This window comes from Streptococcus sp. SR4 (assembly GCF_000517725.1).
Taxonomy (GTDB): Bacteria; Bacillota; Bacilli; order Lactobacillales; family Streptococcaceae; genus Streptococcus; species Streptococcus salivarius_F.
Window position 1 is genome coordinate 54297 of sequence record NZ_AZYW01000025.1, and the last position, 26670, is coordinate 80966.

At 37.0% G+C, this 26670-nt stretch carries 25 protein-coding genes and 1 pseudogene; 13 read left to right on the forward strand and 13 right to left on the reverse strand.

The genetic code is table 11. The annotated features are described in order from the left end of the window. Positions 1-3 precede the first annotated feature (3 nt). Genes HMPREF1519_RS03160 through HMPREF1519_RS03175 form a run of 4 tightly spaced genes read left to right on the forward strand, consistent with a single transcriptional unit; the run spans position 4 to position 6251 of the window. A complete protein-coding gene (locus tag HMPREF1519_RS03160) occupies positions 4-1038 on the forward strand; it encodes a sensor domain-containing diguanylate cyclase (RefSeq protein ID WP_022496166.1) in 1035 nt (344 codons plus the stop codon). Then, positions 1035-2099: a bifunctional glycosyltransferase family 2/GtrA family protein gene (locus HMPREF1519_RS03165; protein WP_037601258.1), complete on the forward strand. Its 1065-nt coding sequence runs from the start codon at positions 1035-1037 to the stop codon at positions 2097-2099. Before HMPREF1519_RS03160 ends, HMPREF1519_RS03165 begins: the two co-directional genes overlap by 4 nt. After that, positions 2089-4314 carry a glycosyltransferase family 2 protein gene (locus HMPREF1519_RS03170; RefSeq protein WP_022496165.1) on the forward strand — a complete coding sequence of 742 codons (2226 nt, stop codon included), beginning with the start codon at positions 2089-2091 and terminating at the stop codon, positions 4312-4314. The genes HMPREF1519_RS03165 and HMPREF1519_RS03170 overlap by 11 nt, the downstream gene beginning before the upstream one ends. Continuing rightward, the gene (locus HMPREF1519_RS03175) at positions 4311-6251 is read left to right on the forward strand and encodes a hypothetical protein (protein ID WP_022496164.1); all 1941 of its coding nucleotides are present in this window, start codon (positions 4311-4313) and stop codon (positions 6249-6251) included. The genes HMPREF1519_RS03170 and HMPREF1519_RS03175 overlap by 4 nt, the downstream gene beginning before the upstream one ends. 112 nt (positions 6252-6363) lie before the next feature. On the opposite strand, the pseudogene HMPREF1519_RS03180 reads toward HMPREF1519_RS03175, so the two are convergent. Continuing rightward, positions 6364-6555, reverse strand: a pseudogene (locus tag HMPREF1519_RS03180) (DNA polymerase); the annotation flags it as partial. 327 nt (positions 6556-6882) lie between these two features. Here HMPREF1519_RS03180 and HMPREF1519_RS03185 point away from each other — a divergent pair. Genes HMPREF1519_RS03185 through HMPREF1519_RS03195 form a run of 4 tightly spaced genes read left to right on the forward strand, consistent with a single transcriptional unit; the run spans position 6883 to position 9082 of the window. Then, positions 6883-7503, forward strand: a complete 621-nt coding sequence (locus HMPREF1519_RS03185) for a hypothetical protein (RefSeq protein ID WP_022496163.1) — start codon at positions 6883-6885, stop codon at positions 7501-7503. A gap of 32 nt (positions 7504-7535) precedes the next feature. Then, on the forward strand, positions 7536-7814 hold the full coding sequence (locus tag HMPREF1519_RS10665; protein ID WP_022496162.1) for a hypothetical protein: 279 nt from the start codon (positions 7536-7538) through the stop codon (positions 7812-7814). Between the two features lies 1 nt (position 7815). Continuing rightward, a complete protein-coding gene (locus HMPREF1519_RS03190) occupies positions 7816-8607 on the forward strand; it encodes a hypothetical protein (protein ID WP_022496161.1) in 792 nt (263 codons plus the stop codon). Further along, a complete protein-coding gene (locus tag HMPREF1519_RS03195) occupies positions 8582-9082 on the forward strand; it encodes a hypothetical protein (RefSeq protein WP_022496160.1) in 501 nt (166 codons plus the stop codon). The genes HMPREF1519_RS03190 and HMPREF1519_RS03195 overlap by 26 nt, the downstream gene beginning before the upstream one ends. Before the next feature lie 229 nt (positions 9083-9311). On the opposite strand, the gene HMPREF1519_RS03200 is transcribed toward HMPREF1519_RS03195, so the two are convergent. Beyond that, a complete protein-coding gene (locus tag HMPREF1519_RS03200; protein ID WP_022496159.1) occupies positions 9312-9920 on the reverse strand; it encodes an NUDIX hydrolase in 609 nt (202 codons plus the stop codon). A 162-nt stretch (positions 9921-10082) separates the two neighbouring features. On the opposite strand from HMPREF1519_RS03200, the gene HMPREF1519_RS03205 reads away from it, so the two are divergent. Genes HMPREF1519_RS03205 through HMPREF1519_RS03215 form a run of 3 tightly spaced genes read left to right on the forward strand, consistent with a single transcriptional unit; the run spans position 10083 to position 11822 of the window. Next, entirely contained in the window at positions 10083-10409 is a 327-nt protein-coding gene (locus HMPREF1519_RS03205; RefSeq protein ID WP_022496158.1) for a PadR family transcriptional regulator, read from the forward strand. After that, on the forward strand, positions 10396-10980 hold the full coding sequence (locus HMPREF1519_RS03210; RefSeq protein WP_022496157.1) for a DUF1700 domain-containing protein: 585 nt from the start codon (positions 10396-10398) through the stop codon (positions 10978-10980). Before HMPREF1519_RS03205 ends, HMPREF1519_RS03210 begins: the two co-directional genes overlap by 14 nt. Then, a complete protein-coding gene (locus HMPREF1519_RS03215; RefSeq protein ID WP_022496156.1) occupies positions 10977-11822 on the forward strand; it encodes a DUF4097 family beta strand repeat-containing protein in 846 nt (281 codons plus the stop codon). Before HMPREF1519_RS03210 ends, HMPREF1519_RS03215 begins: the two co-directional genes overlap by 4 nt. Positions 11823-11859: 37 nt before the next feature. Here HMPREF1519_RS03215 and HMPREF1519_RS03220 read toward each other — a convergent pair whose 3' ends face one another. Further along, complete coding sequence (locus HMPREF1519_RS03220) at positions 11860-14229, reverse strand: YhgE/Pip domain-containing protein (RefSeq protein ID WP_022496155.1); 2370 nt, start codon at positions 14227-14229, stop codon at positions 11860-11862. A 128-nt stretch (positions 14230-14357) separates the two neighbouring features. On the opposite strand from HMPREF1519_RS03220, the gene HMPREF1519_RS03225 reads away from it, so the two are divergent. Further along, positions 14358-14897 (forward strand): TetR/AcrR family transcriptional regulator, encoded by a 540-nt coding sequence (locus HMPREF1519_RS03225; protein ID WP_002885702.1) that lies wholly within the window; start codon positions 14358-14360, stop codon positions 14895-14897. 76 nt (positions 14898-14973) lie between these two features. On the opposite strand, the gene HMPREF1519_RS03230 is transcribed toward HMPREF1519_RS03225, so the two are convergent. Beyond that, positions 14974-15336, reverse strand: a complete 363-nt coding sequence (locus HMPREF1519_RS03230; protein WP_022496154.1) for a DUF1304 domain-containing protein — start codon at positions 15334-15336, stop codon at positions 14974-14976. Between the two features lie 115 nt (positions 15337-15451). Here HMPREF1519_RS03230 and HMPREF1519_RS03235 point away from each other — a divergent pair, with 115 nt between their 5' ends. Continuing rightward, positions 15452-15640, forward strand: coding sequence for a hypothetical protein (locus tag HMPREF1519_RS03235; RefSeq protein WP_002885644.1), 189 nt, complete (start codon positions 15452-15454; stop codon positions 15638-15640). A gap of 182 nt (positions 15641-15822) precedes the next feature. Here HMPREF1519_RS03235 and rpsD read toward each other — a convergent pair whose 3' ends face one another. The 9 genes from rpsD to HMPREF1519_RS03280 all read right to left on the reverse strand — a co-directional run bounded on the left by rpsD (position 15823) and on the right by HMPREF1519_RS03280 (position 26557). Next, entirely contained in the window at positions 15823-16434 is a 612-nt protein-coding gene (gene rpsD / locus HMPREF1519_RS03240; protein WP_002885833.1) for a 30S ribosomal protein S4, read from the reverse strand. Positions 16435-16631: 197 nt separating this feature from the next. Next, a complete protein-coding gene (locus HMPREF1519_RS03245; RefSeq protein WP_002885699.1) occupies positions 16632-16934 on the reverse strand; it encodes a Veg family protein in 303 nt (100 codons plus the stop codon). 23 nt (positions 16935-16957) lie between these two features. Beyond that, positions 16958-18319: a replicative DNA helicase gene (gene dnaB, locus HMPREF1519_RS03250; RefSeq protein WP_002885809.1), complete on the reverse strand. Its 1362-nt coding sequence runs from the start codon at positions 18317-18319 to the stop codon at positions 16958-16960. Between the two features lie 43 nt (positions 18320-18362). Further along, positions 18363-18821 carry a 50S ribosomal protein L9 gene (gene rplI / locus HMPREF1519_RS03255; protein ID WP_002885729.1) on the reverse strand — a complete coding sequence of 153 codons (459 nt, stop codon included), beginning with the start codon at positions 18819-18821 and terminating at the stop codon, positions 18363-18365. A gap of 1 nt (position 18822) precedes the next feature. Next, positions 18823-20787, reverse strand: coding sequence for a DHH family phosphoesterase (locus HMPREF1519_RS03260; protein WP_002885784.1), 1965 nt, complete (start codon positions 20785-20787; stop codon positions 18823-18825). Positions 20788-20860: 73 nt separating this feature from the next. Next, entirely contained in the window at positions 20861-22762 is a 1902-nt protein-coding gene (gene mnmG / locus HMPREF1519_RS03265; protein ID WP_022496153.1) for a tRNA uridine-5-carboxymethylaminomethyl(34) synthesis enzyme MnmG, read from the reverse strand. 180 nt (positions 22763-22942) lie between these two features. Continuing rightward, positions 22943-23554 (reverse strand): MarC family protein, encoded by a 612-nt coding sequence (locus HMPREF1519_RS03270; RefSeq protein WP_021144748.1) that lies wholly within the window; start codon positions 23552-23554, stop codon positions 22943-22945. A 27-nt stretch (positions 23555-23581) separates the two neighbouring features. After that, positions 23582-24703 carry a tRNA 2-thiouridine(34) synthase MnmA gene (gene mnmA, locus HMPREF1519_RS03275; RefSeq protein ID WP_037611163.1) on the reverse strand — a complete coding sequence of 374 codons (1122 nt, stop codon included), beginning with the start codon at positions 24701-24703 and terminating at the stop codon, positions 23582-23584. Between the two features lie 144 nt (positions 24704-24847). Then, positions 24848-26557, reverse strand: a complete 1710-nt coding sequence (locus tag HMPREF1519_RS03280; RefSeq protein ID WP_022496151.1) for a hypothetical protein — start codon at positions 26555-26557, stop codon at positions 24848-24850. Positions 26558-26670 lie beyond the last annotated feature (113 nt).

The window sequence follows — 26670 nt, forward strand, 5'->3', positions numbered from 1 at the left end:
GTAATGGTATTAGGAAAAGTAAGTGATTTTTTAATCAAGCATCAAAGATTGTTAACATACTTAAGTATTTTTGCTGCGTTAATGTTATTAATGCGCTTAGTGTATGATGATGTTTTGATTGACCATGATAATCCCATCGTTTTAGCAATCTTTATAGGAATACTAGTTCTTTGGACCCTAGCATCTTACCTTAATCGAAGACAGCATATGCTATCCCACTTTATCTTACAGAGTTCGAAACTTATTAACGTCTATGCTGTAGACTTAGATTATCGTTTTATTGCGGTTAATAAGAATGATATTCGGCTCATGGAAGAAATCTTTTATTTCACTCCCAAAATTGGTGACTTTCCAATGAATTATCTTAATAGTGAAGATGCTGCGCGTTTAAAAGCAAATGTTGATCGTGCGAAAAAGGGTGAAACATTTATATTTATGGATACTATTAAGACAGGCGACAAAACGCTTTACTGGCAAAATATGTATTCTCCCATTTATAACAATCGCCAAAAAGTGATTGGTGTTTTTTGTTTTGTTCTTGATGTTACAGAGCAGAGACTTCATGAACTTGAAATACAGAGGATGGCATACGAAGATGTTTTAACACGGGTTCATAATCGACGATATATTGAGCTTGCTTTTGAGGAATGTCTGACACGTAAAGAAGAACAAATTACGGTTATTATATCTGATTTGGATAAATTCAAGGAAGCAAATGATACCTTTGGACATGCTACGGGAGATAAGATTCTAATTGAATTTGGTGATATTTTAACGAAGATAATGCCTGAAAGTGCTGTAATAGCAAGGTTAGGTGGAGATGAATTTGCGGTTTTACTCCCTGGAGTTTCTGAAAATCAAGCTGAATTTTTAATAAAACTTGTTCAAGCAGAAATGACTCTCAAAGATATGGGGATTACAGCATCTTTAGGTGCTTATACGGACTCTTATCAATCAGATAAAAGCTTCGTTGATTTTTTTGCAATAGCTGATAAGAAAATGTACGAAAATAAAAGTCAGAAAGGAGAACGTCGATGATGTTTCAAGATGTTGTTATTGTCATTCCTGCCTATGAACCTGATGACCGTTTGTTGGAACTTTTGAAAAATATTCGGGATAAGGAAAATCAAATGTTTGACATTATTCTAGTCGATGACGGTAGTGGAGCTGATTTTGCACCGTTATTTGCAATAGCGCAGAGTAACTATGCTTGTCATTTGCAAAGACACGCTGATAATAAAGGAAAAGGTCGTGCTTTAAAAACGGCTATTTCATATATTTTGGACAATTTTCCTAATGCCAAAGGAATTGTGACGATTGATTCTGATGGCCAACATACCTACGAAGACATGATGAAATGTTTGGCTGAATTTTTGCAACATCCTGATAGTTTGGTGCTGGGTGTTAGAACATTTGAAAAATCTGTTCCTTTACGTAGTAAATTTGGAAATTTATTGACAAGAGACGTCTTGGGGGCTATGACAGGTATGAACGTTTCTGATACGCAAACGGGGCTTCGTGTGATTCCTATGTCATGGTTGCCAAAACTCTTAACCGTGGAGGGTGAACGGTATGAATTTGAGATGAATATGTTACTTGAGGCAAAAGAGGACAATATTCTGATTTGTGAAGTTGGCATTGCAACGATTTATTTGGATGAAAATCAGTCGTCGCATTTTGATGCGATTCGTGACTCGATTAGAATTTACAAGGTTTTCTTCAAGTACATTTTTTCAGCATTGTTTTCCTTCTTGGTTGATATTGTTGCTTTTACGATTTTAATTTCTTTGTTTAATGGATTGAGTTTTAGTGCGGTGACGTTAGCTTCGATTTTAGCGCGTGCGATATCATCTGTTGTTAATTTCACCTTGAATCATAAGGTGGTCTTTAAACGAGGTCAATCAAATAGTGCGATAAAATACTTCACTTTGGTGGTAGTACAGATTGTTTTGTCAAGTTTATTGGTAACAGTTCTAGGAAATGCCTTGACGACGCTGCCAATTTCATTGGTGAAGATTTTAGTTGACGGTACACTTTTCTTTGTCAGTTATTTTGTGCAAAAACATTTGATTTTTAGTGGAGGTGAGAATGAAGACTAGTAAGAGGATACTCTATTTCGTTGCATTTGTAACGACTGCCTTTTATTTAACTTGGCGTTTGGTGGCGACTATTCCGTGGCATGATTCATGGTTTGCGCTGATCTTTGGGATTTTATTGTGGGGAAGTGAGGTAGTTTCAGCCATTACAGGCTACATTCTCATTTGGAATAAGCAAAAGGACTTTGAGCTTGAAAAGCCTGAGATTGCTAAGGAGCGTTACCCAGATGTGGATGTTTTGATTGCAACGCATAATGAGGATCCAGAGTTGCTTTATAAGACGATTAATGCCTGCACTTTTATGGAATATCCTGATAAGTCTAAGGTGCATATCTACGTCTGTGATGATACCAATCGTCTAGAAGTTGCCAAATTGGCTGATGAGCTTGGTGTTGGTTATTTTGGTTTGGCGGATAATAAAGATGCCAAATCAGGAAACTACAATAATGCTTTACGTCAGACGTCATCACCTTTGGTGGCGACATTTGATGCGGATATGATTCCTTATCGTGAATTCCTGTTGGAAACTGTGCCTTATTTTGTTGAACAAGTTGAGGCTTATGAAAATGGTGACGATTATGATAAGTCAAAAGTCGGTTTGATTCAAACGCCACAAAGTTTTTACAATGCTGATATTTTCCAATTTAACTTGTTTTCAGAATCAACCTTACCAAACGAACAAGATTTCTTTTCCAAAGAAATTAATGTTTGCAATAATTCGCACGGTGCAGCGGTTTATACGGGGTCTAATACGCTTATTTTCCGCAAGGCGATTGAAGATGTTGGTGGTTTTCCGACAGATACCATTACGGAGGATTTCGAGCTAGGTGTTCGGATGAATGCGGCTGGTTATGTAAATTATTCGACGAAAAGTCCAATGGGTAGCGGGTTAACGCCAACAGATTTGAAGAGTGTCATCAAACAGCGCGCGCGCTGGGGACGTGGCGTTATTCGCAGTAGCTACAATATGAATATCTTCTTTAATCCCAAATTGACAAAGGGGCAAAGAATTGTTTATATTAATGGCTATCTTTATTGGTGGTCTTTCTTTAGACGGTTATTGTATATCTTGGCACCGATTTTATATACGGTTTTCCATGTGCGTGTGGTGGTGTCAAATATCTGGCTACTGTTCCTATTCTGGTTGCCAAGTTACGCATTGACACACTTGTCAATGCGAGAAGTCTCAAAACAATACCGAACACAGGTTTGGGGAGAAATTGTGGAAACGATTTTTGCTCCGTATTTGTTTATTCCCATGATGTTGGAGTCCTTTGGCATTAGCGATAAAAAATTTAAGGTGACACGTAAGGGAAATGATACGTCGTGGACGTTGTACCTTTATGCGCTTCCTTATCTTGTTTTATGGGGATTAGCCGTTTATGGTTTGGTGACTTTTAACTATGGAAAATTTGGTTCAGAGCTTTTTTATGGAAGTATTATCAGTTTTTGGTTGATTTATCATATCATCAATTTGACCTTTGCGATTTTCTGTGCGCTTGGTCGTCCGATTTATCGCTCAAGTGAGCGTTTTACTGTTGATGAAGCTATGGTTATTGAGGTTGATGATGATTCTTACCAAGTGAGAGTCTGTGATATTTCAGAAACGGGGATTTCATTCTATACGGATTTACCATTGTATTTGCCGAAAGAAAAAGAACTGACGCTTAATTTGCAATCACGTGATTACCATGCGAGGGTAAAAGGTCATGTTGTTCGTGTTTTTGCGATTGATAATGGTTGGCGCTACGGCGTTCAATTTTCAGAAATTCCTGAAGCTGATAAGCGCGAATTTTATCAGTACATTTATGACCGCATTAATCACAATCTTCCGAAGGAAAAAGACCCTTGGATGACAACATGGGATGATTTACTTGAGAACTTTAGTCAACGTTTCCAAAATAATGAACGTCCTGTTTCAGCCTATGACCAAGTAGCTTTTCCGAAAGTTCGTGTTAATGAAGAGGTTCAGGTTGCTGGAAAAAAATGCCAGCTTAGAAAGACAGATTATTATTACATGACATTTTCTGGAAAATTGACAAATCCTAAAAAAGAACCGAATGTCGCATTTACCTACAAAGATTTGCCAATTCAGTTGACTTTTGTGTCCTATGATATTGATAGAGACGAATCGCTTTATCGAGTTACCAATTTAGCGGATTTGGATAGCTTACCTGCTTTTAAAGCCTTAGCAAATGAATGGAGAGGGAGAGTATGATTAGTATTGCTAGATTACTGTTGTTCTTTGTGATTACCATGGGGTACAATGCCTTTTTACGTAATACTGTGAAGATGAATCGCAGTCTGACATGGGTGTTTACATTTTCAGTCATTACATTGGTATTGTACCTTGGTAGTTTGTTAGGCTTTATGTTGCAGACCGTGTATGTCATTTCTGTTTTGGGCTGTCTTTTGAGTCTTTATTATCTTTGGGCGGTATGGAAAAAGAAATATCGCTTTGGGAGACTTGATTATATTGCGCTTGGAATGATGGCTTATTTGCTTTTATTTGGAATAACGCTCTGGCATTCACCGCTTTTACATTATGATAATTTTACGCATTGGGCAACGATTGTAAAATTTTTCCATATCAATAATGCTTTGCCAACACAGCAGGATACGATTATTAGTTATTATACCTATCCTGTTGGAAGTTCACTTTTCATTTATTTTTTCACGACTATCGTAGGCTTTTCAGAAGGTAGTATGTTGGTCGGGCAATTCTTCTTGATTGCTTCCAGTCTTTATGCCATGTTTGCGGCACTTCGTGATGATCGACGTGTCTTAATGGTTAGCATGATTTTTGCTTCGTTTGCTGTTTTTAATACGTTCAACGTTGCTATTCGATTAAATAATTTGCTGGTTGATTTTCTGCTTCCGGCCTTGGCCTTGGCAGCCATAGCAGGTTGTTTTGTCTATCGTAATCGTTTCTGGTTTTTGTCGCTAAATACGGCGGTAATTCTTGGATTATTAAGTATCGTCAAAGTAAGTGGACTTTTCTTTGTCGCTCTCGTTTTAGTAGTTTATGTGGTTTGTATTGTGCGTTTACTTGTTCGTAAAAGAGCACGTTTAAAAGCACTAGTGCTGCTCATAATGACCTTGCTAGTCAGCTGTCTTCCTTTTGTTATTTGGCAAAAGCATGTGACGGATAATTTCCCAAATGCCTCAAGTGCCAAGCATGCGGTGTCCATGTCAGAACTTGGTCAGGTATTGACTGGAAATCTGTCAGGCGACCCACAAAAAATTATCACTCTTTTTGTCAAATCGGTGTTTACGTTTGACAGTTTGGCAAGCAATGGAATTTTGATAATCAATCTGATTATGCTGATTGCCTTTATTGTGATTGGCATTCGTTTGAAATATAAGAAATTTGTCTTGTTGACTTGGGGATTTGTTGATATTTCGATTGTGACTTACTATATTGGCATTTTACTCATGTATCTGACAGCAATGCCGACTGATGAAGCGTTAGAATTAGCAGGATTTGAGCGCTATGCTTCGAGCATCGTTATCTTTGCTTTTGGTTGTTTGACCATGGCTTTAGCATGGGTAATGGACAAGTGTCTGTATGAAAAAATCATTAGTAAACGTAATGCTAGGTCTTACAAGAGCTTATTTAATAAACACTTGTACCAATACGCGAGCCTTGTTTTGACAGTTTATGCCATTGGAATGTTCTTGTCAGAAAATAATAGCATTGTTTACAATAACAATCAGGAAACAAACGAGGTCGTAAAAGAAATTCATCAGTTTACTGGAAGTCAGAGTAATTCGTCAACGGATAGAATTTTGGTTGTAACAGCAGATAAGGAGAATGTAGATAATTATTTTGTCCAATATGCTAGTCGTTATTATCTGTGGGATGTCAATGTTGATGCCAGAGAAAATTTTGTGTCGGCTGACCAAGAATTTTTAGATTTAATGGCATCATACAGAGACAGCGCAACAAGTTATTACCTCGGCAATGAAAATATCGATACTAGAGATGGTTCCAATTTAACAGACGATGACTTTATTGCACTCTTAAAAACGTATGACGAAGTCTTGATTTTAGATGACCATTATACGTTTAATGCCTTGACGAAAAAACTATTTGGTCGGACATATTCCCCAGGATTGTATAAAGTATCAGATATTCTTGCTGGAAAAGGGTAAGTTTTCTAGCTTTATCAAGCATAAGTCTTGATATTTCAAATAAAATATTCTATTATAACAAAAAATATGTAGAAGGAGGCGGAGTTTGTGACTTCGCCTCTTGTGGTGCTCAAAAGACTTTCTTGAACATTGGAGAGGAAGCTAAGATAAGTCCGTTTGAATTATCTACTCTACTCATCACACAAAGCGAGGCCCTTAAAGGATGCAATCCACGTTCCACACACTCAACACTAGCATAGAAAGATCTCATATCCACAAAAGCAATATCAGATTTTGGTTCTCGTGAACAATCAAAATAGCCCATTATCTATCTCTTTTATAGTTGTTTTCCCAATATTCCCTTTCACCTTTTCCTATGCCTTCTGGTAGTTGCTTCAAACATTGTCCATACTTTGATATTTAACAATTTCAGTTATTTCAGCCAAAGAAAGTCGATGAGATGCTCTGCTAGAGTCCGTATCGAAGTAATCAACCTCTTCTATTTCAACTAAAATCTCATAATTTTGACCAAGATAATATTTAATTTCAGACGGTACTAACTTCTCTGATTCTTACTGAAGTAAAATAATTGAATTAAAAACCATGAAAATAAGATTTTCATGGTTTTTCTATTACTCAAAGAGGATCTCCTATGACAAAATTAGAAACATTTAGATGGCGTATGTGGCATGTTTATCTCCTTATTTTTATAACCATTCTACTTACAGGTACATTCGTTCGCTATGGTTATAGACTTCAAGCCGCTTATTCCTTAGACGATAGACTTTACGACTATACTAACAAAAAAGTTACTGTAACATCCTTTCAAAACGTCAAAATTGGAAACTTTAACGTTTTAGGTGTTAAGTTTGGAAATGAAAAAGCACTGGAGAGAAGTCAATTAGTCGTCGGTCGCACCTATCTAGCCTTCAAAGAATCTAGGTATAAAGCATCTAAACACAAGAAGGACCCTAAAAATTATGATATTATTCACTTTTATCAGCTTGGTAAAGATACTGGAAAAGGATACACTATTAATGTACTAGACCTTGCTAAGAAACTAGGATATGATGATCCCGGTTCCATGGATAATACCATGTTCTCCGATGGTAGGAATGAGTTTGTGAAATTTTCCTCCTATGACAACGAAAAAGAATTCTATGTCAATTTACGCACCCATAAGGCAACAAAACCAAACCAGCAAAAGTCAGTCAATACTACGAATTTGCTAAACCTTACCGCTATCTCCTTTCAAAGGATAATTTTTCTATAGGTCATAAAGATGATCCCCTCATTATCAACTCCATGCCCCTTATCTGGACCAAAGAAAGAAATTTTGCTGATTACAAAGATCAAGACAATAACGAATACAGTGACCAATCGCTCAAAAAAAGATTCAGCCTAATTATCGTAACAACTGATTCACTTAATTTGGATGATGCCATTAAACTCCAAAAAGAGTTAACACCAGATAAGGAGGATATCTATTGGTATTTTACAAGTACTGATACAACGACTGGACACCTCGAGGAAGTTAAAAGTCAAAAAGATTACAACCTACTAGTTAAGGAGAGTCATAACTAATATGGTAAAAAATAGCTTCAAATACCTTAAAATTACTATGCCCTTGATTTTATTATTGACCATGATTGCTATCTTTTTCTATTACAATGCTCAAGAAAATATTAAAGGGTTTTATAAAACTCGTGGATTTCAAGGAAAGGTGCAAATAACTGGTATTGGATGGGCAGATAAAATTACTTATCGTATGAATAAAGAAGATGAGGTTAAACATTACCTGATTTTCCATATTGATTATCAAGAGACCATTAATAACAAAAAAGAACATGTAAAGACTCAACTGCCTCTCCATATTCAAGATTTACTCTATCCTTACATTGCCAGTCCAACAGAAAGCGACTCAGATTTTAATCGCCAAAATAGTGAATATAAGATTTTACCTGATGAAAGAGAATATGGGGACGACTTTGTTAAAAAGTCTATTAAAATCAACCCTAGAAATCAAAAATTTATCAATGATATCTCTAAAGCTCTAAGATCCGAGAAAGATTTAAAAAATATTATTGTTCAGATAGAACCTGTACCATACACGACACTCTATACTTATGAGAGGGGACATTCTAAAGCGCTAGGTGGCTATTATGATTTTTCACTTAAAGATGCTCTACAAAACAAACAACTTACTGTCCAATTGAGTTTTCCTTCTGGTTCCACGACTAAAGAAATTGACTTACATTCTCAATTAGAACAGGTACTTAAAAACTCTGAACTACCAGATGGATGGTATATCTTAAATCAAAATAACGACTTTCCAAAAGAGGTACATATTGATGACAATCAAATTCGAATTAACTGAAGAAAGAACTCAGAGAGAATTATCTGAGGAAGAATGGGCTTTCCCTATTTGGAGATGGGCGGCTTTCTCACTATTTGACACCCTAATCCTAGTTAGTCCCTTGACAAGAGAATTGATTTATCCTGGGGGGAGTGATTCTCGTTTTTACCTAGGTAAATCATTGGGTAACTTGATGCTAGATGATACACAACGCTTCATCTTTATTATTATCATTCTAACTCTGTTGCTACCTGCTTTTGCCTTAATCATAGAAAGCCTATTATTTTCAAAAGGGTATCCTCTACTTTCAATAATATGTAGCTGTCTAATTTTTGTTAGTGCAACAGTCCTATTTGTCTATAGTCTCAGTATTGTCCCAGATTTTTGGAGCTTTACAATTTATAGTTATATGCTTTACCTTCTCTTCAACATAGGTATCTCCCTCAGAAAAATCAATAGAATCATCAATCTTAGGCAGAATAACACCAAAGCATAACAGCCTCTATCTACATAATACTCCCCTTTTAGTATAGGAATGTCACAAAAAAAAGTCACTGTCTACTCTGAAGTTGACCACCTAGCTAAAAGCTTCTATATCAATTTTGAAAATCATTTTAGGAATACTCTAGACCCATGTCCCAGAAATAAATTTCACTCCTTTGGTAGCAAATAAACAATGTAATTCATAGTAAAAAGATCAACATATTATTGTTGATCTTTTATTTTCACTCTAAATATTTCAGAATTTCTGTAAACCTATGTGTAAACATAGCTGTCATCCCCCATATATTTTCTGTCAAGTTTCTGTAAAAAGGAATATGACGTTCACTATACCCAAAATTGTATTTTTCTCTGTTTTTTACCAGGAAAAATGGGAAATCTTTTGCATCACTCAAGGTAGAAGTCACTTTATAATAAATCGGATTCTCTGTCAACAACGTGTCAACATAGACTGTAAACAACCGTTTCACCTCTTCATTTGGATGAATATCCTCCCAATTTTCTATATTTATCTTTCCAACAAAGCAATGGATGGTTCTCCCCTGATGAATCAGATAATCAATCTCTCCCCAAATGTCAATTTGATCAGGAGTTAAGTTTAGTTCCTCACAAGTTTCTCGTATAGCAGCTTCTTGAAAAGTCTCACCGTCTTCGACACGGCCACCAGGAAAAGAGACCTCACCTGGTTGAGAAATATGCTCACTTCGTACTTGGTAAAGGATTTGATACTTATCAGTTTTTACATCATATATCAAGGGTAAGAGCACTGCATAGCGTCCTTTCTCCCCTAGTGGCTTCGGCTCGTAATGAGCTAGTTTATCTTTAATAGTCATAAGAACTCCTTGACTTCATATTATCATAAAAAAGAAGTTATCCCTATTATATAAAATTTTTATATATAAAATATTGACATATCTTTCTAAAAGAGATACACTCAATGTGTAAAATAATTATATATAATTTTTATACATATCCTAAAAGCAAAGGAGCACACTATGTATTTTCCAACATCGTCAATCCTGATAGAGTTCCTAATACTAGCTATTATCGATAGAGAAGACTCTTATGGCTATGAAATTAGTCAAACCATTAAGCTTGTGGCTAATATCAAGGAGTCAACACTTTATCCTATTCTAAAAAAGCTTGAAAAAGCAGGCTATATGACCACCTATAGCCAAGCATATCAAGGGCGTAAACGTAAATATTACAGTATTACCCAAGAGGGAAAAAATCAACTTCAATTTCTTAATGAAGAATGGTTAACCTATAAAGAAACCCTCGATGGTATTGTAGAAGGGAGATTAAGACATGACAAGGACTGAATATATAGCCAAATTAACAAAATATCTACGAAAATTACCACAAAAGGACTATGAAGAGGCCCTCGAATATTTCATGGAATATTTTGAAGAGGCTGGACCTGAAAATGAAGCACAGGTTATTGCAGAATTAGGTACACCTAAGGAAGCAGCACATGAAGTCATTAGTCGTCTTCTAGACGAAAAGATTATTGAGGAAAAGAGTAGCTTACGTAATAAAACAACTATCCTCTGGATTGCGATTCTAGCTGTTTTAGCCAGTCCAGTCGCCTTACCAATTCTACTATTCTTCCTAGCTATGCTATTGACACTTCTTGTGGTTATTTTTGCAGTTATAGTGACTGCCTTAGCTCTTACTTTTGCCTTACTCATTAGTGGTATTTACACTTTCTTTACAAGCTTCTCTCTCTTAAATGTTTCACTAGCTTCAACACTGTTTGGAACAGGTCTAGGTCTATTGATGTTTGGAGGAGCACTCTTACTACTTTGGGTTTCATTTGAAATATGTAAACTTATTGTAAAGCTAATTACCCTATTGATTAATTGGCTCATCAAGAAAGGAAGAAAATCATGAAAACTTGGAAAAAGATTGTCCTCGAAGTGTCTCTTATCTCTCTATTTTTAGGAGGAGGATTAGTAGCTTGGGGTTATAGCCAAGGTGGCTTAACAGATTTACAAAATAAAACTATAAGTGAGCAAGATTATGTCAAGAAAGAAGTTGAGGACTTCAATAAAATTGATATTAAAAGTAGTAGCTACAATGTGCTTATAAAAAATGGTGACGTTGACAAAGCAACGCTTTCTTACTACCAAAAAACAAAAAATCCAATTGACACATCTGTAAAGGATGGTCAATTGACTATCAATGATAACAACTCTGAATTAGATTCGACTTCTAACAAAAATATTAACTTTTTCGGATTAAAAGATTTAGTAAGGCTTTCTACTCTCAACAAGGAAGTCAGAAATAAAACCATTGTCATTACACTCCCTAAAAAACAAACGATTGATTTTTTAAAGGTTGATTTAGCAACTGGAAATCTAGATTTAAGTAATAGCACCATCAAACAAGCAGACATCAATCTAAATGTAGGGGACCTAACTTTTACTAAAATGATTGTCAGCAACCTAAAAGCTAATCTTGATGTTGGTAGTGTTGATAGTAATCATACACTTTTTACTAACTCAGATTTATCTATTGCAATGGGAGATTACTCTGGAGATAACCTGATTTTCAATGGTCACAATAAACTTGATGTTACATCCGGTGATATTGAAATAGCTCTTAAAGATTACACGCTCAATGTTCAAGCCGATAGTCATTCAGGAGAGGTGGACATCACAAATAACCTTAAGATCTCAAAGGATAACACACTAACCATTACCTCAGACCTCGGTGATATAACTATTGAATAACATAAAAAGCCAGCTCACATTAGAGCTGGCCTTTAGTTTATTCATTTTCAGACTTTGGTCTATAAATAATAATACCTACAACTACAAAAATAAGTAAGAAAATAAATAACATACGTACTTGATCTGAGATCTGTCCTGTCATTGAAATAGTTTGACGAAGACCTGATACGGAGTAGGACATTGGTAAGAATGGTTGGACGACCTTAAAGAACTTAGGACTAAGTTCAATTGGATAAGTTCCTGCACTAGAACCTAGCTGCAAAAGGAGCATAATCATAGAAGCAAATGCACCATATCTATCATCCCAACCCACAAGAGCTGTAACGAGCGCCATTAAAGTCCATGCTGCAAGGAGAATCATACCAAATGTAGCTAATGGATGATTTGGTTCAACTCCCACAAATCGAATGGCAATATAAAGGGCAATTGCAGCCATAGTCGTAATGATACCATTGATAAAGAACTTATTCTTAGCCCAATCAAAACGGCTCGTAAAGTTTCTTCCTGTCAAGCTCTTAGCAAAGATAACATTAGTTGAAAGAGCGACAACCATAAGAGAAACAGAAATCATATATGGAGCCATCCCCACACCATTAGTGTCAACCTTATCCTTATCAGTTTTCTTCTCTTTAAGCGGAGCACTAACCATTTTTGCATTGTCTGAGTTTACAGAAACAAGAGATAATTGCTGATTAGCCTTATTTAATGAATCAGACAATGTGGAAAGGTTAGTTGACAAACTTGTCAACCCATTTGTTAAGGTATTTCCTCCAGTTGCTAATTGTTGAGCTCCTGTATTGAGAGCACTTGTACCACTCTGAAGAGTAGCAAAACCAGTCATTAAACTACTACTGTTAGCATCTAGAGTTTGAGCACCACTGGCAATTGTTGACACAGCACCAGTATAAGTTGACAAACCAGTTGAAAGTGCGCTTGCACCTGTTGCTAGAGTACTTTGAGCAGTTGACACACCTGAAGCCACTTGACTTGCTCCTGGTGATAATTGATTGACAAGTACTGAATTGACATTAGCAATATTAGCTTGCATTGATGATACCGTTGATGAAGCTACAGGAAGAAGAGCATTCGCCGAACTTGCAATGCCTGAAATAGACGTTTGTAGAGAAGCCAAACTACTTGAATCTCCGCTACTAGTTGTTGTCGTACCTGTCAAGCTAGATAAAGCAGTTGACATACTTGACACGTCAGATGCAATAGTTGAAGCATAGCTACTAGCTGTAGAGCCTGCATTACTAATTGCCGATGTAATCTCTGCTTGTTGATCTGCCGTCAAGCTTTGATAAGCAGCTGTTCCTTGTACCGCAGCCAAATCATTTGCTTTATCAGTTGCACTAGCTGTAGCTATAGAGCTAGCTGCAGAAGAAATATTTGAAAGATAAGTCGCTATTGAACTTGTATCTACTGATGTTGTTGATGTTCCACTTGGTAATGATGTGTTACTTACCGCTGTATTAAGATTTTGAATTGCTGTATTTAAATCAGTTAAATTAGTTGACAGGGTTGACAACTGTGCTTGCTGTTCTTCAGATAAACTTGTTGCTGTAGCCATTTGACTGAGCGCCGTTGACAAAGAATCTGCACCCGTAACTAAGGTATTCATAGCTTCTGCTCCAGAAGCGAATTGTCCTGCAGCAGAATTAACAGCCTCAGAGTTCGCGTTTAACTGTGACAAAGCACCTGACAAAGTTGACACACCTGAAGTATAGGCAGACGCGCCTGAACTCAAGGTATCAACACCTGTAGCCAATGTTTGTGTAGATCCAGCAAGAGTTCCTAAGCCATTTGATAAGGTCTGACTCCCAGACTGAAGTGCGCCTGCACCTGCATATAATTGACTAGCCCCATTCGCTGCAGTTCCCATACCACCCTGAAGTTGAGACATACTCCTAAAGACAGCTCCAACATAAGTTGATGTAATATTTTTAGAAACAGTATCCTTCAACTTAGACATGGCAGAGTCGCTCATTTTTGAAGAAACGAAGCTATGTCCTGCTGTTGTTTGATAAGAAATTTCCAGTTTCTTAGGATCATTTGTCAAAAGACTTGCTGCATTACTTGAGAGGTTTTCTGGAAAAGTGATTACCATATAGTAATCACCATCCTCAATTCCTTTTTGGGCTTCATTTTCAGTCACAAAGTGATAGTCTAGATTTTTGTTTTTAGACATATTGTCTACCATATCATGACCAATATTCAGAGTCTTATTCTGGAAACTAGCACTCTTATCTTTGTTCACTACTGCCACTGGTAAGTGTTTGACATTACCGTAAGGATCCCACATAGAAGACAAAAAGATTAAATTATATAAAGCAGGTATCAATGAGACACCAATAATAGTTATCCAGAGCTTTGGACTTTTAAGAAGAGCCTTTAATTCTGCTAACATATTTCTCCTTTTTAGACATTGTGTTTATTTTTATGATATAATCAATTATAAACTCATTTACCTGAAAATCAATGTTAAACAATCTATTTTTGGACACATAGTCTAAAAGTGTATAAAAGGAGATTTGTATGTCAAAAGATCAAAGACGCGCGCAAACAAAAAAAGCTCTTTTAGATGCTTTAGTAATATGTCTTGAAGACCAAGATTTCAATGATATTACTACCATTCGTCTGGTTCAAACAGCTGGGATTAGCCGTTCGAGTTTTTATACCCACTACAAAGATAAGTATGAAATGATTGATAGTTATCAGAAAGAACTTTTCCACAAGCTAGAGTATATCTTCGATAAATATGAAGGAAAGAAAGAGGGAGCCTTTCTCGAAATCTTTGAATTTCTCACTCGTGAAAAGCTCCTATCAGCTCTATTGTCTACCAATGGATCAAAAGAAATTCAAGATTTTCTGATACATAAACTTCAGCGTATGATAGCTGAGGACTTCATTGATCCCACTGCTGAAGAAAGAGCTCTCAAAGGATTCGAGAAAGACTATGCCAGTATTTATTTTGCGCATGCTATTTTTGGCGCTTGTCAAGCCTGGATAAATAAAGGAAAAAAAGAATCACCTCAAGAAATGACAGACTTTCTTCTACGATTTATTCCACAATAAAATAACTTCAAAAGCATAAAAAAGCTGCAAACCATTTCAATAGTTAAAGCAGCTTTTTTCTTTTACAATAAAATCCTTAAAATAAGGGAATGATAAGTGAAAGCAAGGTCAAAATTGCGGGTCCGCCTTGCGTTAAAATAATTTTCTTATTGGCAGTTATAGCACCATAAATAGCAGCAAAGAAAACATTGAGTACAAAAACAGTTACAAGTAGCTGACTATTTGTACAAATCCCATACAAGAGGAATACAGCAATCAAACCATTGTAAATTCCTTGATTTTTAAATAAGTTTGTAACAGAATCACGTTGAAGTTCTTCTTTGCTCATATTGAAAACACGACTAGTCGTGTCTGAATGTGTCGCAAAAGTTTCCAAATACATGATATAGAGATGCTCCAAAGCAACAATCCCAGCTAAAATTAGTGTAATAATAGACATAGTAGCCTCCTTCTTAAGTAACTTTGACAGTATATCAAAAGTAAACCTTTAAAACAACATGCATGCTTCATACAATTCGAAATATGGTAAAATAAAGAATGAAAGAGAGGTTCTTATGACAAAGACAGAAGTAATCCAACGTCTCCAAAAAGATCTGGGAATTCCCAGATTTCAGGCTTATATAGAGGATAAAGATTACTCCGAAGAGGAGTACGACCAACTAAAAAAAGATTTTGAAGCCTATTTCACTAACTACGTTTCAAATGTTTCAGCAGATTTTGAAGGCGGATTGGATAATAAATAATTTATACCTGAAAATCATCTATTATCATATCCCTCCCCTAGTCACTTGTATTAGACTAGGGACTTTTTTATTAGAAAACAAACTTGTAACTAAACAAATAACTGAACAAACCTAGAAATCAATGATTTAAGATAAACAAAAAAGCCCATAACAACGGGCTTTTTGCAAAATGAATTTTAAAATTAAAGCATTTTGTTGTAGAATTCAACGACAAGTGCTTCGTTGATTTCTGGGTTGATTTCATCACGTTCTGGAAGACGTGTCAATGAACCTTCAAGTTTTTCAGCATCGAATGATACAAATGCTGGACGTCCGATAGTAGCTTCTACTGCTTCAAGGATAGCAGGAACTTTAGCTGATTTTTCACGAACTGAGATTACTTGACCAACTTCAACGCGGTATGATGGAATATCAACACGTTTACCGTCAACAAGGATGTGACCGTGGTTTACGAATTGACGTGCTTGACGACGAGTAGTTGCAAGACCGAGACGGTAAACAACGTTGTCAAGACGACGTTCCAAAAGAACCATAAAGTTGAAACCAAGTGTTCCACCTTTAACTTTAGTAGCTTGTACGAACAAGTTACGGAATTGTTTTTCACCCAAACCGTATGAGAAACGAAGTTTTTGTTTCTCAGCCAATTGCAAACCGTACTCTGAAAGTTTTGAACGGTTGTTTGGACCGTGTTGACCTGGTACGTAGTTACGACGTGCCAATTCTTTACCTGTGCCTGTAAGTGAGAAACCAAGGCGACGTGATTGTTTCCATGATGGACCTGTATAACGTGACATTAATAATGTCCTCCTATAAAAAATATTTTTAGGAAATAACGTTTTAGATAAACCTGATTCGTTCAGAAAGACTTCGCCCAAACAGCAAAGGTTACTTTTCTAGCCGACTTCCTGTTGACGAGCTTCATTTTATCCTGCTATTATTTCACATACTTTAACATTTTACCACGAAAAAAAGCCCAAGTAAAGGCTTTTTCTTATTTATTTTCGATTTCAGCTTGTTCCTCAGGACTCAAATAACGAATGAGAGTCTTCTCAGTCAAAATATCTGAATAAGTGTAAGATTCAACATAACTATTATTAATAGCTCCTGCTTGAGAACTGAAGTCTTGATATTCAACAATAAACAATGATGGATAAACTTCTGTCAATCGACCAATTTTATTCTTTTCACGTTTACGTCCATTCTCTAGGGTCAATTCTACTAGCTGACCTTCATGTGACTTAATAGCTTCCTTGATGTTTTTCATCTTAGCAACATCTGCAAATGCATCACTCATATATATCTCCTTAAATCTGAAAATTATGATTCCTCAAACTGAGCAATCGATGAAAATTTATTGTATTCTTTTTGGAATAGTAACTTGACTGTTCCACGCGCACCAGCACGGTTTTTTTCTAGGATGACTTCGATTGTATTATCTTCAATCGCATTCTCTGGTTCTTCACCCTCTTTTCGGTAGTAATCATCACGATATAAGAAGGCTACAATATCGGCATCCTGCTCGATAGATCCTGACTCACGAATATCAGACAAGACTGGACGTTTATCCTGACGTTGTTCAACCCCACGAGATAACTGACTCAAGGCAATTACAGGAACTTTGAGCTCCTTGGCCAGGATTTTTAACTGTCTTGAAATATCTGAAACCTCTTGTTGGCGATTTTCTGGTCGCGTCCCTGTAATCAACTGCAAATAGTCAATCACAATGAGGCCCAGACCACCCTCAACTTCTTGTGACAATTTACGGGACCGTGCACGAATCTCAGTAATCTTTATACCAGGGGTATCATCTATATAAATAGGTGCCTCAGCCAATGCCCCTTGAGCAATCATCACATTATTCCAATCTTGCTCTGTCAATTGACCTGTACGTAAAGCATGGGAATCAATCATCCCTTCAGCTGCCAACATACGATCAACCAAGCTTTCTGCACCCATCTCTAGAGAAAAGACTGCTACAGCTTTATTTTGCTTGGTACCAACATTCTGAGCAATGTTCAACACAAAGGCTGTTTTACCAACTGCGGGACGAGCTGCTAAAATAATTAATTGATCAGGGTGTAAACCTGTTGTAATCTTGTCAAGGTCACGGAAACCTGTCGGCAACCCAGTAACATCTGATGTTTGCTGTGAACGCATCTCCAAAGTATTAAAATTGACATCAAGAACTTCAGATATTTTGCGGAAACCACTACGATTGCTATGCTCTGAAACATCAACTAGGGCTTTCTCAGCATTCGCAATAATTTCATCAGATTCAGTAGCGCCCTCATATGCTTGGTTGACAGTCTCTGTCAATCTATTTATAATACGGCGAAGCATGGCTTTCTCAGCCACAATCTTAGCATAATACTCAGCATTTGCGGATGTGGGGACACTATTGACCAAATCTACAAGATAAGAAATACCCCCTATATTTTGGAGGTCATCTTGGTCATCTAGAATGGTGCGTACTGTCGTGGCATCAATGGCATCATTTCGATCCGACAGTGTTACCATTGCTTTAAAAATGACACGATGGGAATACTTGTAAAAGTCGTCTGCTTCGATAAATTCTCGAACTGTAATCAACTTTTCCGGGTTAATGAAAATAGCCCCCAGAACAGACTGTTCCGCTACTAAATCATGAGGTTGCACTCGTAATTCTTGAGCTTCTGCCACAATTATTCCCTCCTTTACAAGATTTACTTATAGTGTCAACGAATTACTCAGCACTATTTTTGATGTTAAGTTTAATTTGTGCACTCACTTCTTTATGAAGCTTTACAGGAACCTCAATTAGACCAATCGCACGAATAGGATGTTCAAGTTCAATATGGCGTTTATCAACTTTAATACCAAATTGTTTTTGAAGTCCTTCTGCAATCTTTTTGGCTGTAATTGAACCAAAAGTACGTCCGTCTGGTCCGACCTTCTCAGTAAATTGAAGACGATTTTCTTCTTTTTCAAGTTGCTCTTTAACTTGCTTCGCTTCAGCCAACAACTCTGCTGCATGTTTTTCTTCAGATTTTTGCTTACCTTTCAACTCACCGATAGCTTGGTTTGTCGCTTCCTTGGCAAGATTCTTTTTAATCAAGAAGTTTTGAGCGTAACCTGATGGTACTTCTTTAATTTCACCTTTTTTACCTTTACCTTTAACGTCTTGTAAGAAAATAACTTTCATTTTAGTCCTCCTTGGGAGCCAATTCTCCCATAATAGTTTCAATCAATTTATTTTTTGCTTGAGCAACACTACAGTCTCGCAATTGACAGGCCGCTAAGTTGAAATGGCCTCCACCACCCATTTTCTCCATAATACGTTGTACATTAATCGTTTTATGGCTTCGAGCAGATATATTCACAGTAGAATCACTGGTCCTAGCGACAACAAAAGTTGCTTCGATACCTGCCATGGCAAGCATCGTATCTGCCGCCTTAGAAATCACAACATTATTATAACATTTAGGATTATCACCTGAGGCAACAATGATATCATCTGTAATACGCTCACCTGCTAGAATTAGCTCATTGATACGTCGATACTCTTCAAAATCAGTGGCAGAGATCGTTTGGATTTCTCCACTATCACTTCCTAAACTACGCAGATAAGAGGCGACATCAAAGGTTCGACTAGTCACACGAGTTGAGAAATTTTTAGTATCCAACATGATACCTGCCATAACGATAGAGGCTTGGATTTTACTCAAACGTTCTGGGGCACCTTGGAATTGCAATAACTCCGTAACCAATTCACAGGCTGAACTCGCCCCGCTTTCAATAAAGGTCAAAACAGCATTTTCAGGAAAATCATCATCTCGACGGTGATGGTCTACAACAATAACTTCATTAAATCGATCATAAAAATCCTTAGATAGGGTTAAATTGATTTTAGAATGGTCAACCATAATTAGCAACGAATGTTGGTTTACCAGCTCTTCAGCCTCTGAAAGTGTAATAAGAGGTGACTGACCATCTTCTTTTAACCGTTCGACTGCACGCTCAATATCTGCATTCATAGCCGTATCATCGTAAACAGCATAGCTTTTTCGAACAATTTGACTGGCAAAATGAGCCATACCGACCGTTGCCCCTAGAGCATCCATATCGAGATTCTTATGTCCGACAACAAACACTTTTTCGACTGTTTTCAACTTATCAGAGATTGCAGTCATCATAGCCCTTGTTCTTGTACGAGAACGTTTTACTGTTGAAACAGAACCTCCTCCAAAATAAAGAAGTTCCTTGTGATCATCGTTTTCCTTGACAACAGCTTGATCTCCACCGCGAACTAGTGCAATATTCAGATTCTGCAAGGCAACCTGACCGATTTGATCATGCTTAAGCGTACCAAATGAAATTCCCATGCTCAAAGTTAGTGGTAAACCACGCTCCTGAGCCTGCTGACGGAAGTCATCCAAGACAGAAAACTTTTGATTCATGAATTCTGTCAAAACACTGTAGTTGGTGAAGAAGTAAAAACGATCACCTTCAATACGTCGATAATGAATATGCTTGGCCTTAGCAAACTCAGAAATAAACCCTGCCACAAATGTATTGATTTTTGAAACATCGGCATCGGGTAAACTTCCCGTCACATCGTCATAGTTATCAACTGAAATAATCCCGATAACAGGACGAGTCATATTTGGATCAGCATTTTCATCTTGATCATAAACATTGTCAATAAAATATGTCAACTTATTGTCAAAATCCACAAAAGCGGCATATTTATTATCACCAACGGTTATCACATTCGAAGGTGAACCCTTTCGTTTCTGGGAAATAAAATCCGCAATCAACTGCTTATTGAAATTTCCATTTTCATCCGAAAGTACTAGCTTCGCATAGGGGTTGAACCATTCAATATGATCGTTCTCATCAAAAGTAATAACCCCAACAGGCATCTTTCCGAGAAGGGTCTTCAAAGAATCTTCAACATCCTGATTCAGTTCATCTAATTGCTCTATTTCTAAGGACTCATATGTTGTCTTTTGGTAATGCAATAAGGCAACAACTACTACCATAATAATAAAAAGCGCAAAAATGAGTGCAGACTCCGATTTTAGTACGCGAACAAAAATAGTAGCAATTCCAAAAAGAATTAGCCCAATCATTACAAGATGAATCGTTGCAAAGTGAAATCTTTTCATATAAAACCTCTTAATCTAACAATTATAACATAAAAAAGCCTTAATTAAAAGGCTTTTAAACGTGTTAGCACCGTTAGTCTACTTTCCTGCGGGCCTTATTATTACCTTCAAGATAAACCATCAGAATTGAGATATCTGCTGGGTTGACCCCTGAAATACGACTCGCTTGACCAATGGTCTCAGGATTGATTTTCTTAAATTTTTGACGAGCTTCGGTAGCGATGGAATCAATAGCATCCCAATCAATATTTTTTGGAATCCTCTTTTCTTCCATACGCTTCATCTTAGCTACTTGATCCAAAGCTTTATTAATATAACCTTCGTACTTGATTTCGATCTCAAGCAACTCTATAATCTTAGCGTCCAAATCTTCTGCAGCTGGGCCAACAAACTGAGTAGCTGTGGCGTAATCAATCTCTGGTCTACGCATAAACTCTTTAGCTGTCATGGCATCTGTCAATGGCTTAAAGCCTAGGGCTTGAATTTTTTCATTCGTTTCTTTAATAGGTTTTAATTTTTCTTTTGACAGACGTGTCAACTCGCTGTCAAACTGATTTTTCTTAATTTCAAAGATACGCCAACGTTCATCGTCAACCAAACCAACTTCTCGACCAATAGGTGTCAAGCGCATGTCAGCATTATCATGACGTAATATGAGACGATACTCTGCGCGTGATGTCAATAAACGATATGGCTCCAAGGTTCCTTTTGTGACAAGATCGTCAATCATTACACCAATATAGGCATCACTACGTTTGAGAATAAGTTCAGGTTTACCTTGAACTTTAAGAGCCGCATTGATACCAGCAACTAGACCTTGACCTGCTGCCTCCTCGTATCCAGAAGTTCCGTTGGTCTGTCCTGCTGTAAAGAGACCTGAAATCAACTTCGTTTCAAGTGTTGCACGTAGTTGATGAGGGAGCACGATATCATATTCAATCGCATAACCAGTTCGCATCATCTCTGCCTTTTCGAGACCTTTAATTGAGTGAATCAACTCTTTTTGAACATCTTCTGGCAGACTAGTTGACAGGCCTTGCACATAGACTTCTTCAGTCTCTCTTCCTTCAGGTTCAAGGAAAAGTTGATGGCGATTCTTATCAGCAAATCGGACAATTTTATCTTCGATTGATGGACAATAACGAGGTCCTACACCCTTGACAATACCTGAAAACATTGGGGCACGGTGTAAATTGTTATTGATAATATCGTGGCTCTCTTGATTCGTATAAGTTAGCCAACAAGGAATTTGATCCTGAAGATAATCTTCATCCTTCGACAAGAATGAAAAATGATTCGGCTTTTCGTCACCTGGTTGAATTTCAGTTTCTTCATAATTAATTGATGATGCCTTGACACGAGGAGGGGTACCTGTTTTAAATCTTCCTATTTCAAGGCCAAGATCCCTCAAGTTATCTGCCAATGTAACAGATGCAAGACTGTTATTAGGACCTGAAGAATATTTGAGCTCACCTAGGATAATTTCACCGCGCAAAGCCGTTCCTGTTGTTACAACAACCGCTTTAGCTCCATATTTTTGATTTGTGGCTGTTCTTACACCAACTACCTTACCATCTTCAACAAGAATTTCATCAACCATGGACTGACGGAGAGTCAGGTTTTCCTGACGCTCAACTGTATGCTTCATTGTCATAGCATACAAGGCTTTATCGGCTTGTGCACGTAAAGCTCTGACAGCAGGTCCCTTACCGGTATTCAACATTTTCATCTGAATATAAGTTTTATCAATATTTTTACCCATCTCTCCACCAAGGGCATCAATCTCACGGACAACAATCCCCTTGGCAGATCCCCCAATAGAAGGATTACATGGCATAAAAGCCAACATCTCTAGGTTAATAGTCGCTAATAAAACCTTACATCCCATGCGGGCTGCAGCTAAGCTAGCTTCCACACCAGCGTGACCAGCACCAACAACAATTACATCAAAATTTTCATCAAACTCGTAAGACATTTTTTAGATTTATGCAGTGATTTACAATCAACTGCCCATCCTTTCCTTGTTTTTTCCTACAAAAATAGCCAAAACTCCAGAAAACTGTACGCAAAAACGCACAATTCTCATGAGCTTTGACCATCATGACTATTGTTAAAGTTATTTTATCAAATCAAATCGTTTTGTCAATGAAAATCACTATTTAATCAAGGTCTGAACACTGACGATAATCATCTGTATACCTATGGAGAATAGTAAAAGTCCCATCATTTTCGTTATAATTTTCATCAAATTTTCTCCCAAGAAGCCTGCAATTTGCTTTGCACTTCTTAACAGGAGATAAGTGATGACACATAGTAGAGCAAAAGCAACTACGGTTATCAGTTGATTCTGCAAACCTCCATTAGCCAGACTTAAAGCAGTTGTAATTGTACCTGGTCCTGCAAAAAGTGGCATTGCAAGAGGAGAAATAGCAATAGACATTGGGTCTGAATTTACTGCTTGCTGCTCCATTCCTTTATAGCTAGGTGAATGATTACCATTAATCATATGATAACCGATAACAGCCACTAATATTCCGCCAGCAATTCTGAAAGAAACAATTGTAATTCCAAATACTTTAAAAATGAAATCTCCTGAAAAGATAAAAACAGTTATAATAACAAAGGCAATCAAAAGACTCCTAAAAGCAATTTTTCGTGAAATTTTTTGACTATCATCTGCTACTAAAGCCATGTAAGCAGGAAGATTTGAAATTGGGTTCATTATAGCGAAAAATGCCATAAATGCATAAAAAAATTGAGAACTCATCGTTTTTACTTAACTCCTTAACTCCAGTTAGATATACTGACAAACTTTTCCGTCTTTATACGCTTGGTCAATAATACCGCCGCCCAAACATTCCTGACCATCATAGAAAACAACGGCTTGACCAGGTGTAATAGCACGCTGAGGTTCAGCAAAAATAACCTCTGCTTTATCACCCTTAACCTTTACAGTAACTTTACTATCAGGTTGACGATAACGGAATTTTGCTGTGCATTCCATTTCAAATTCTTCTGACATATCTCGAGTAAAGTGAATCATTGAAGCGTCAAGTGAAGTTGACATCAATGACTCATGGTGGAAACCTTGACCTACGTAAAGAATATTTTTAGAAAGATCTTTCCCTACTACAAACCAAGGAGCATTATCTCCGCCTTTTTGGCCACCAATACCCATACCACCACGTTGACCAATGGTATAATACATGAGTCCGTTGTGTTCACCCATATCACGACCATCTACAGTCATCATACGACCTTTTTGAGCTGGTAAGTATTGACTAAGAAACTCTTTAAAGTTTTTTTCACCAATAAAACAAATGCCTGTTGAATCTTTTTTCTTGGCTGTTGCAAGACCTGCACGTTCAGCAATCTCACGAACTTCTGGCTTTTGTAGATGTCCTAAAGGAAACATCGTTTTCTGCAACTGCTCTTGCGAAAGTTGACTAAGGAAGTAGGTTTGATCTTTATTGTTATCTGCACCACGCAACATATGGACAATGCCGTCTTCATCGCGAACAACTTGAGCGTAATGTCCTGTAGCCACATAATCCGCTCCCAATGTCATCGCATAATCTAAGAAAGCCTTAAACTTGATTTCCTTATTACACATAACGTCTGGATTAGGGGTACGGCCTGCACGGTACTCTGCTAAGAAATACTCAAATACACGATCCCAGTACTCTTTTTCAAAGTTGACAGAGTAATAGGGGATACCAATCTGATCAGCTACTGCTGCTACATCTTTATAATCTTCGGTTGCTGTACACACACCAAATTCATCTGTGTCATCCCAGTTTTTCATGAAAACACCGATTACATCATAACCTTGCTCTTTTAAAAGTAAGGCTGTTACTGATGAATCAACGCCACCACTCATACCGACAACAACACGTGTTTTTGAATTATCAGTCATAGATAACTCCTCCCATCAAATAAAAATTAACATAGACTTGAAGGGTCTAGTTATTCAAATATCGATTTGAAGGTCGATTTTGAAGCGTAAAAGCACGCAAGCTTAATTATATCATGATTAAAGAATAATGCAAAAAGGTTACCACTAGGCAACCTTTTTGATACTTATTTTTGTGTAAAGCCACTGTAAACCTATTACTACCAAGACTATTATTGGAATCAATAACGCTACAAATAGCCATCCTGGCTCCTTATAACTTAATAAAAGTTTATTTTGTCCTTCTTGTGAGGAAACGGTCGGTGTACCAATCGTTGACAAGTCATAGTCATCCTTGTCTAGTTCTTTACCATTTAGTGTCAAGATAGAATCTTTATAGACAACTATCGGTAGATTCAGTTCCTCCCCATCAGCAGCCTGCCAAGTTAATACAAGATAACCATCTTCGAGTAGCTTTTCTGCCTTCTGATTCGTAACGATATTTTCGTAATAAAGATCGTAAGTGTTCTGCTTACCTATTGTCCCATAAATCGGTACGTAATCTGGTGTGGGTTTGACAACTAAGTTTAAAAACTGTGACAAGTCACTGTCATTCATGGTAAGACTTATCGTCTGATAATCTCCTTCAACGTAAGTATGTTTAACAATGGAAATAAGTTCACCATCTTGTGCCGCAGTTTTTACACGATCGGTAGTATCCATCATGTTCTGAATAAGACCAACACCCGCAAAGGCAAAGAGTAAAACAGCAATACTTTTTCGCCAGTTTACAAATCGCGTGACCGTTAACCCCGTAATTGCTAAAAGTAAAATAGTGGCAGGAACAAAGAATCTAAATGGAAATTGAATCAGTTCAGCAAATGTATTTCCATTTTCTACTAGATACTGCCACGGAAAAAGGCCTGTCGACAAGAAGAAGAAGACAAAATAAATAAAGTGCAGTATTTTTTTCCATCTAGCAAATTTCTTCCAATTCAAAACAGCGTAAAGAAACTGTAAAATGAGTAACACCATTAATGAAATTGGGGTATATAGCCAGTATCTTGCTGTCCCATCTATCCCATTCTTACCAATTTCTCTATTTATAAATGGATCTAAGAGATGATTAGTCCCTCTCAAATATAGGAGTACTAACCAGACATTGACAGTCAGTAAGAGAAACAGAATGACTGCTATAAGGACTTGTACGAAGGTTTCCTTTTTCTTAGCTATAGGAGACTTTACAAAAGTGTAAAGATAAAAAGGAAGATACATCATCACTAATATCAAAGCACTGAGTACGTGAACCTGAAAAATCAATGCCATAGATAAGGCAAGTCTAATTGGTTCTACTTTTTGATAAAAGACATAGTGAATTGCCGGAATAAAACAAAAAGGTAGTAATGCTGCTCCCCAACTAGAGAAACCCTGTCGCATCGTCCAGTATTGGATAGAGAATGTTGTCGCATAGAGTAAACCTAGTGACAAGGCAATATTTGTCTTAACTTTACACTGCTTGAGCAAGGCATACATTGAGGACTCTGCTAGTATATGTAGTAATACCCTTGACACAATCTGATAACGAAACCAAGTGCCACTTATTAAAATAAGCCCTCCTTGTAAATAGGCAAAAAAAGGACCGTAAAGAGCATTGACAATGCGGCCTGACTGTTGGAATCCATATAAAGATAAAAAGTAAGAAAGGTTACCATTTTTTAGTTGCATAGCAGCTTCATAGAACCTGTTATAGTGAAAGATGGAATCTGAACCTAAAATGACTTTTCTTGTAAATAGTTGTGGTGTAACCAATAACACAGCAAAAGCTATAATAATAAGAGAAACCCACAACTTTTCTCTTAATTTAAAAATTTGTTTCATTGCTATACCTTTCATTCCTATTATAACAAAAATGCCATGCCCTACCTAGTAATAACAAAAGCTCTATAAAACAGATTTCCTACATCCAAATTAAAAAGCTGAGAGTAGGCTCC

Bases quoted from the DNA above. Each gene is read 5' to 3' on its own strand.
- HMPREF1519_RS03160 (WP_022496166.1), top strand. From the start codon at position 4: ATGGTATTAGGAAAAGTAAGTGATTTTTTAATCAAGCATCAAAGATTG.
- HMPREF1519_RS03165 (WP_037601258.1), top strand. From the start codon at position 1,035: ATGATGTTTCAAGATGTTGTTATTGTCATTCCTGCCTATGAACCTGAT.
- HMPREF1519_RS03170 (WP_022496165.1), top strand. From the start codon at position 2,089: ATGAAGACTAGTAAGAGGATACTCTATTTCGTTGCATTTGTAACGACT.
- HMPREF1519_RS03175 (WP_022496164.1), top strand. From the start codon at position 4,311: ATGATTAGTATTGCTAGATTACTGTTGTTCTTTGTGATTACCATGGGG.
- HMPREF1519_RS03185 (WP_022496163.1), top strand. From the start codon at position 6,883: ATGACAAAATTAGAAACATTTAGATGGCGTATGTGGCATGTTTATCTC.
- HMPREF1519_RS10665 (WP_022496162.1), top strand. From the start codon at position 7,536: ATGCCCCTTATCTGGACCAAAGAAAGAAATTTTGCTGATTACAAAGAT.
- HMPREF1519_RS03190 (WP_022496161.1), top strand. From the start codon at position 7,816: ATGGTAAAAAATAGCTTCAAATACCTTAAAATTACTATGCCCTTGATT.
- HMPREF1519_RS03195 (WP_022496160.1), top strand. From the start codon at position 8,582: ATGACAATCAAATTCGAATTAACTGAAGAAAGAACTCAGAGAGAATTA.
- HMPREF1519_RS03200 (WP_022496159.1), bottom strand. From the start codon at position 9,920: ATGACTATTAAAGATAAACTAGCTCATTACGAGCCGAAGCCACTAGGG.
- HMPREF1519_RS03205 (WP_022496158.1), top strand. From the start codon at position 10,083: ATGTATTTTCCAACATCGTCAATCCTGATAGAGTTCCTAATACTAGCT.
- HMPREF1519_RS03210 (WP_022496157.1), top strand. From the start codon at position 10,396: ATGACAAGGACTGAATATATAGCCAAATTAACAAAATATCTACGAAAA.
- HMPREF1519_RS03215 (WP_022496156.1), top strand. From the start codon at position 10,977: ATGAAAACTTGGAAAAAGATTGTCCTCGAAGTGTCTCTTATCTCTCTA.
- HMPREF1519_RS03220 (WP_022496155.1), bottom strand. From the start codon at position 14,229: ATGTTAGCAGAATTAAAGGCTCTTCTTAAAAGTCCAAAGCTCTGGATA.
- HMPREF1519_RS03225 (WP_002885702.1), top strand. From the start codon at position 14,358: ATGTCAAAAGATCAAAGACGCGCGCAAACAAAAAAAGCTCTTTTAGAT.
- HMPREF1519_RS03230 (WP_022496154.1), bottom strand. From the start codon at position 15,336: ATGTCTATTATTACACTAATTTTAGCTGGGATTGTTGCTTTGGAGCAT.
- HMPREF1519_RS03235 (WP_002885644.1), top strand. From the start codon at position 15,452: ATGACAAAGACAGAAGTAATCCAACGTCTCCAAAAAGATCTGGGAATT.
- rpsD (WP_002885833.1), bottom strand. From the start codon at position 16,434: ATGTCACGTTATACAGGTCCATCATGGAAACAATCACGTCGCCTTGGT.
- HMPREF1519_RS03245 (WP_002885699.1), bottom strand. From the start codon at position 16,934: ATGAGTGATGCATTTGCAGATGTTGCTAAGATGAAAAACATCAAGGAA.
- rplI (WP_002885729.1), bottom strand. From the start codon at position 18,821: ATGAAAGTTATTTTCTTACAAGACGTTAAAGGTAAAGGTAAAAAAGGT.
- HMPREF1519_RS03260 (WP_002885784.1), bottom strand. From the start codon at position 20,787: ATGAAAAGATTTCACTTTGCAACGATTCATCTTGTAATGATTGGGCTA.
- mnmG (WP_022496153.1), bottom strand. From the start codon at position 22,762: ATGTCTTACGAGTTTGATGAAAATTTTGATGTAATTGTTGTTGGTGCT.
- HMPREF1519_RS03270 (WP_021144748.1), bottom strand. From the start codon at position 23,554: ATGAGTTCTCAATTTTTTTATGCATTTATGGCATTTTTCGCTATAATG.
- mnmA (WP_037611163.1), bottom strand. From the start codon at position 24,703: ATGACTGATAATTCAAAAACACGTGTTGTTGTCGGTATGAGTGGTGGC.
- HMPREF1519_RS03280 (WP_022496151.1), bottom strand. From the start codon at position 26,557: ATGAAACAAATTTTTAAATTAAGAGAAAAGTTGTGGGTTTCTCTTATT.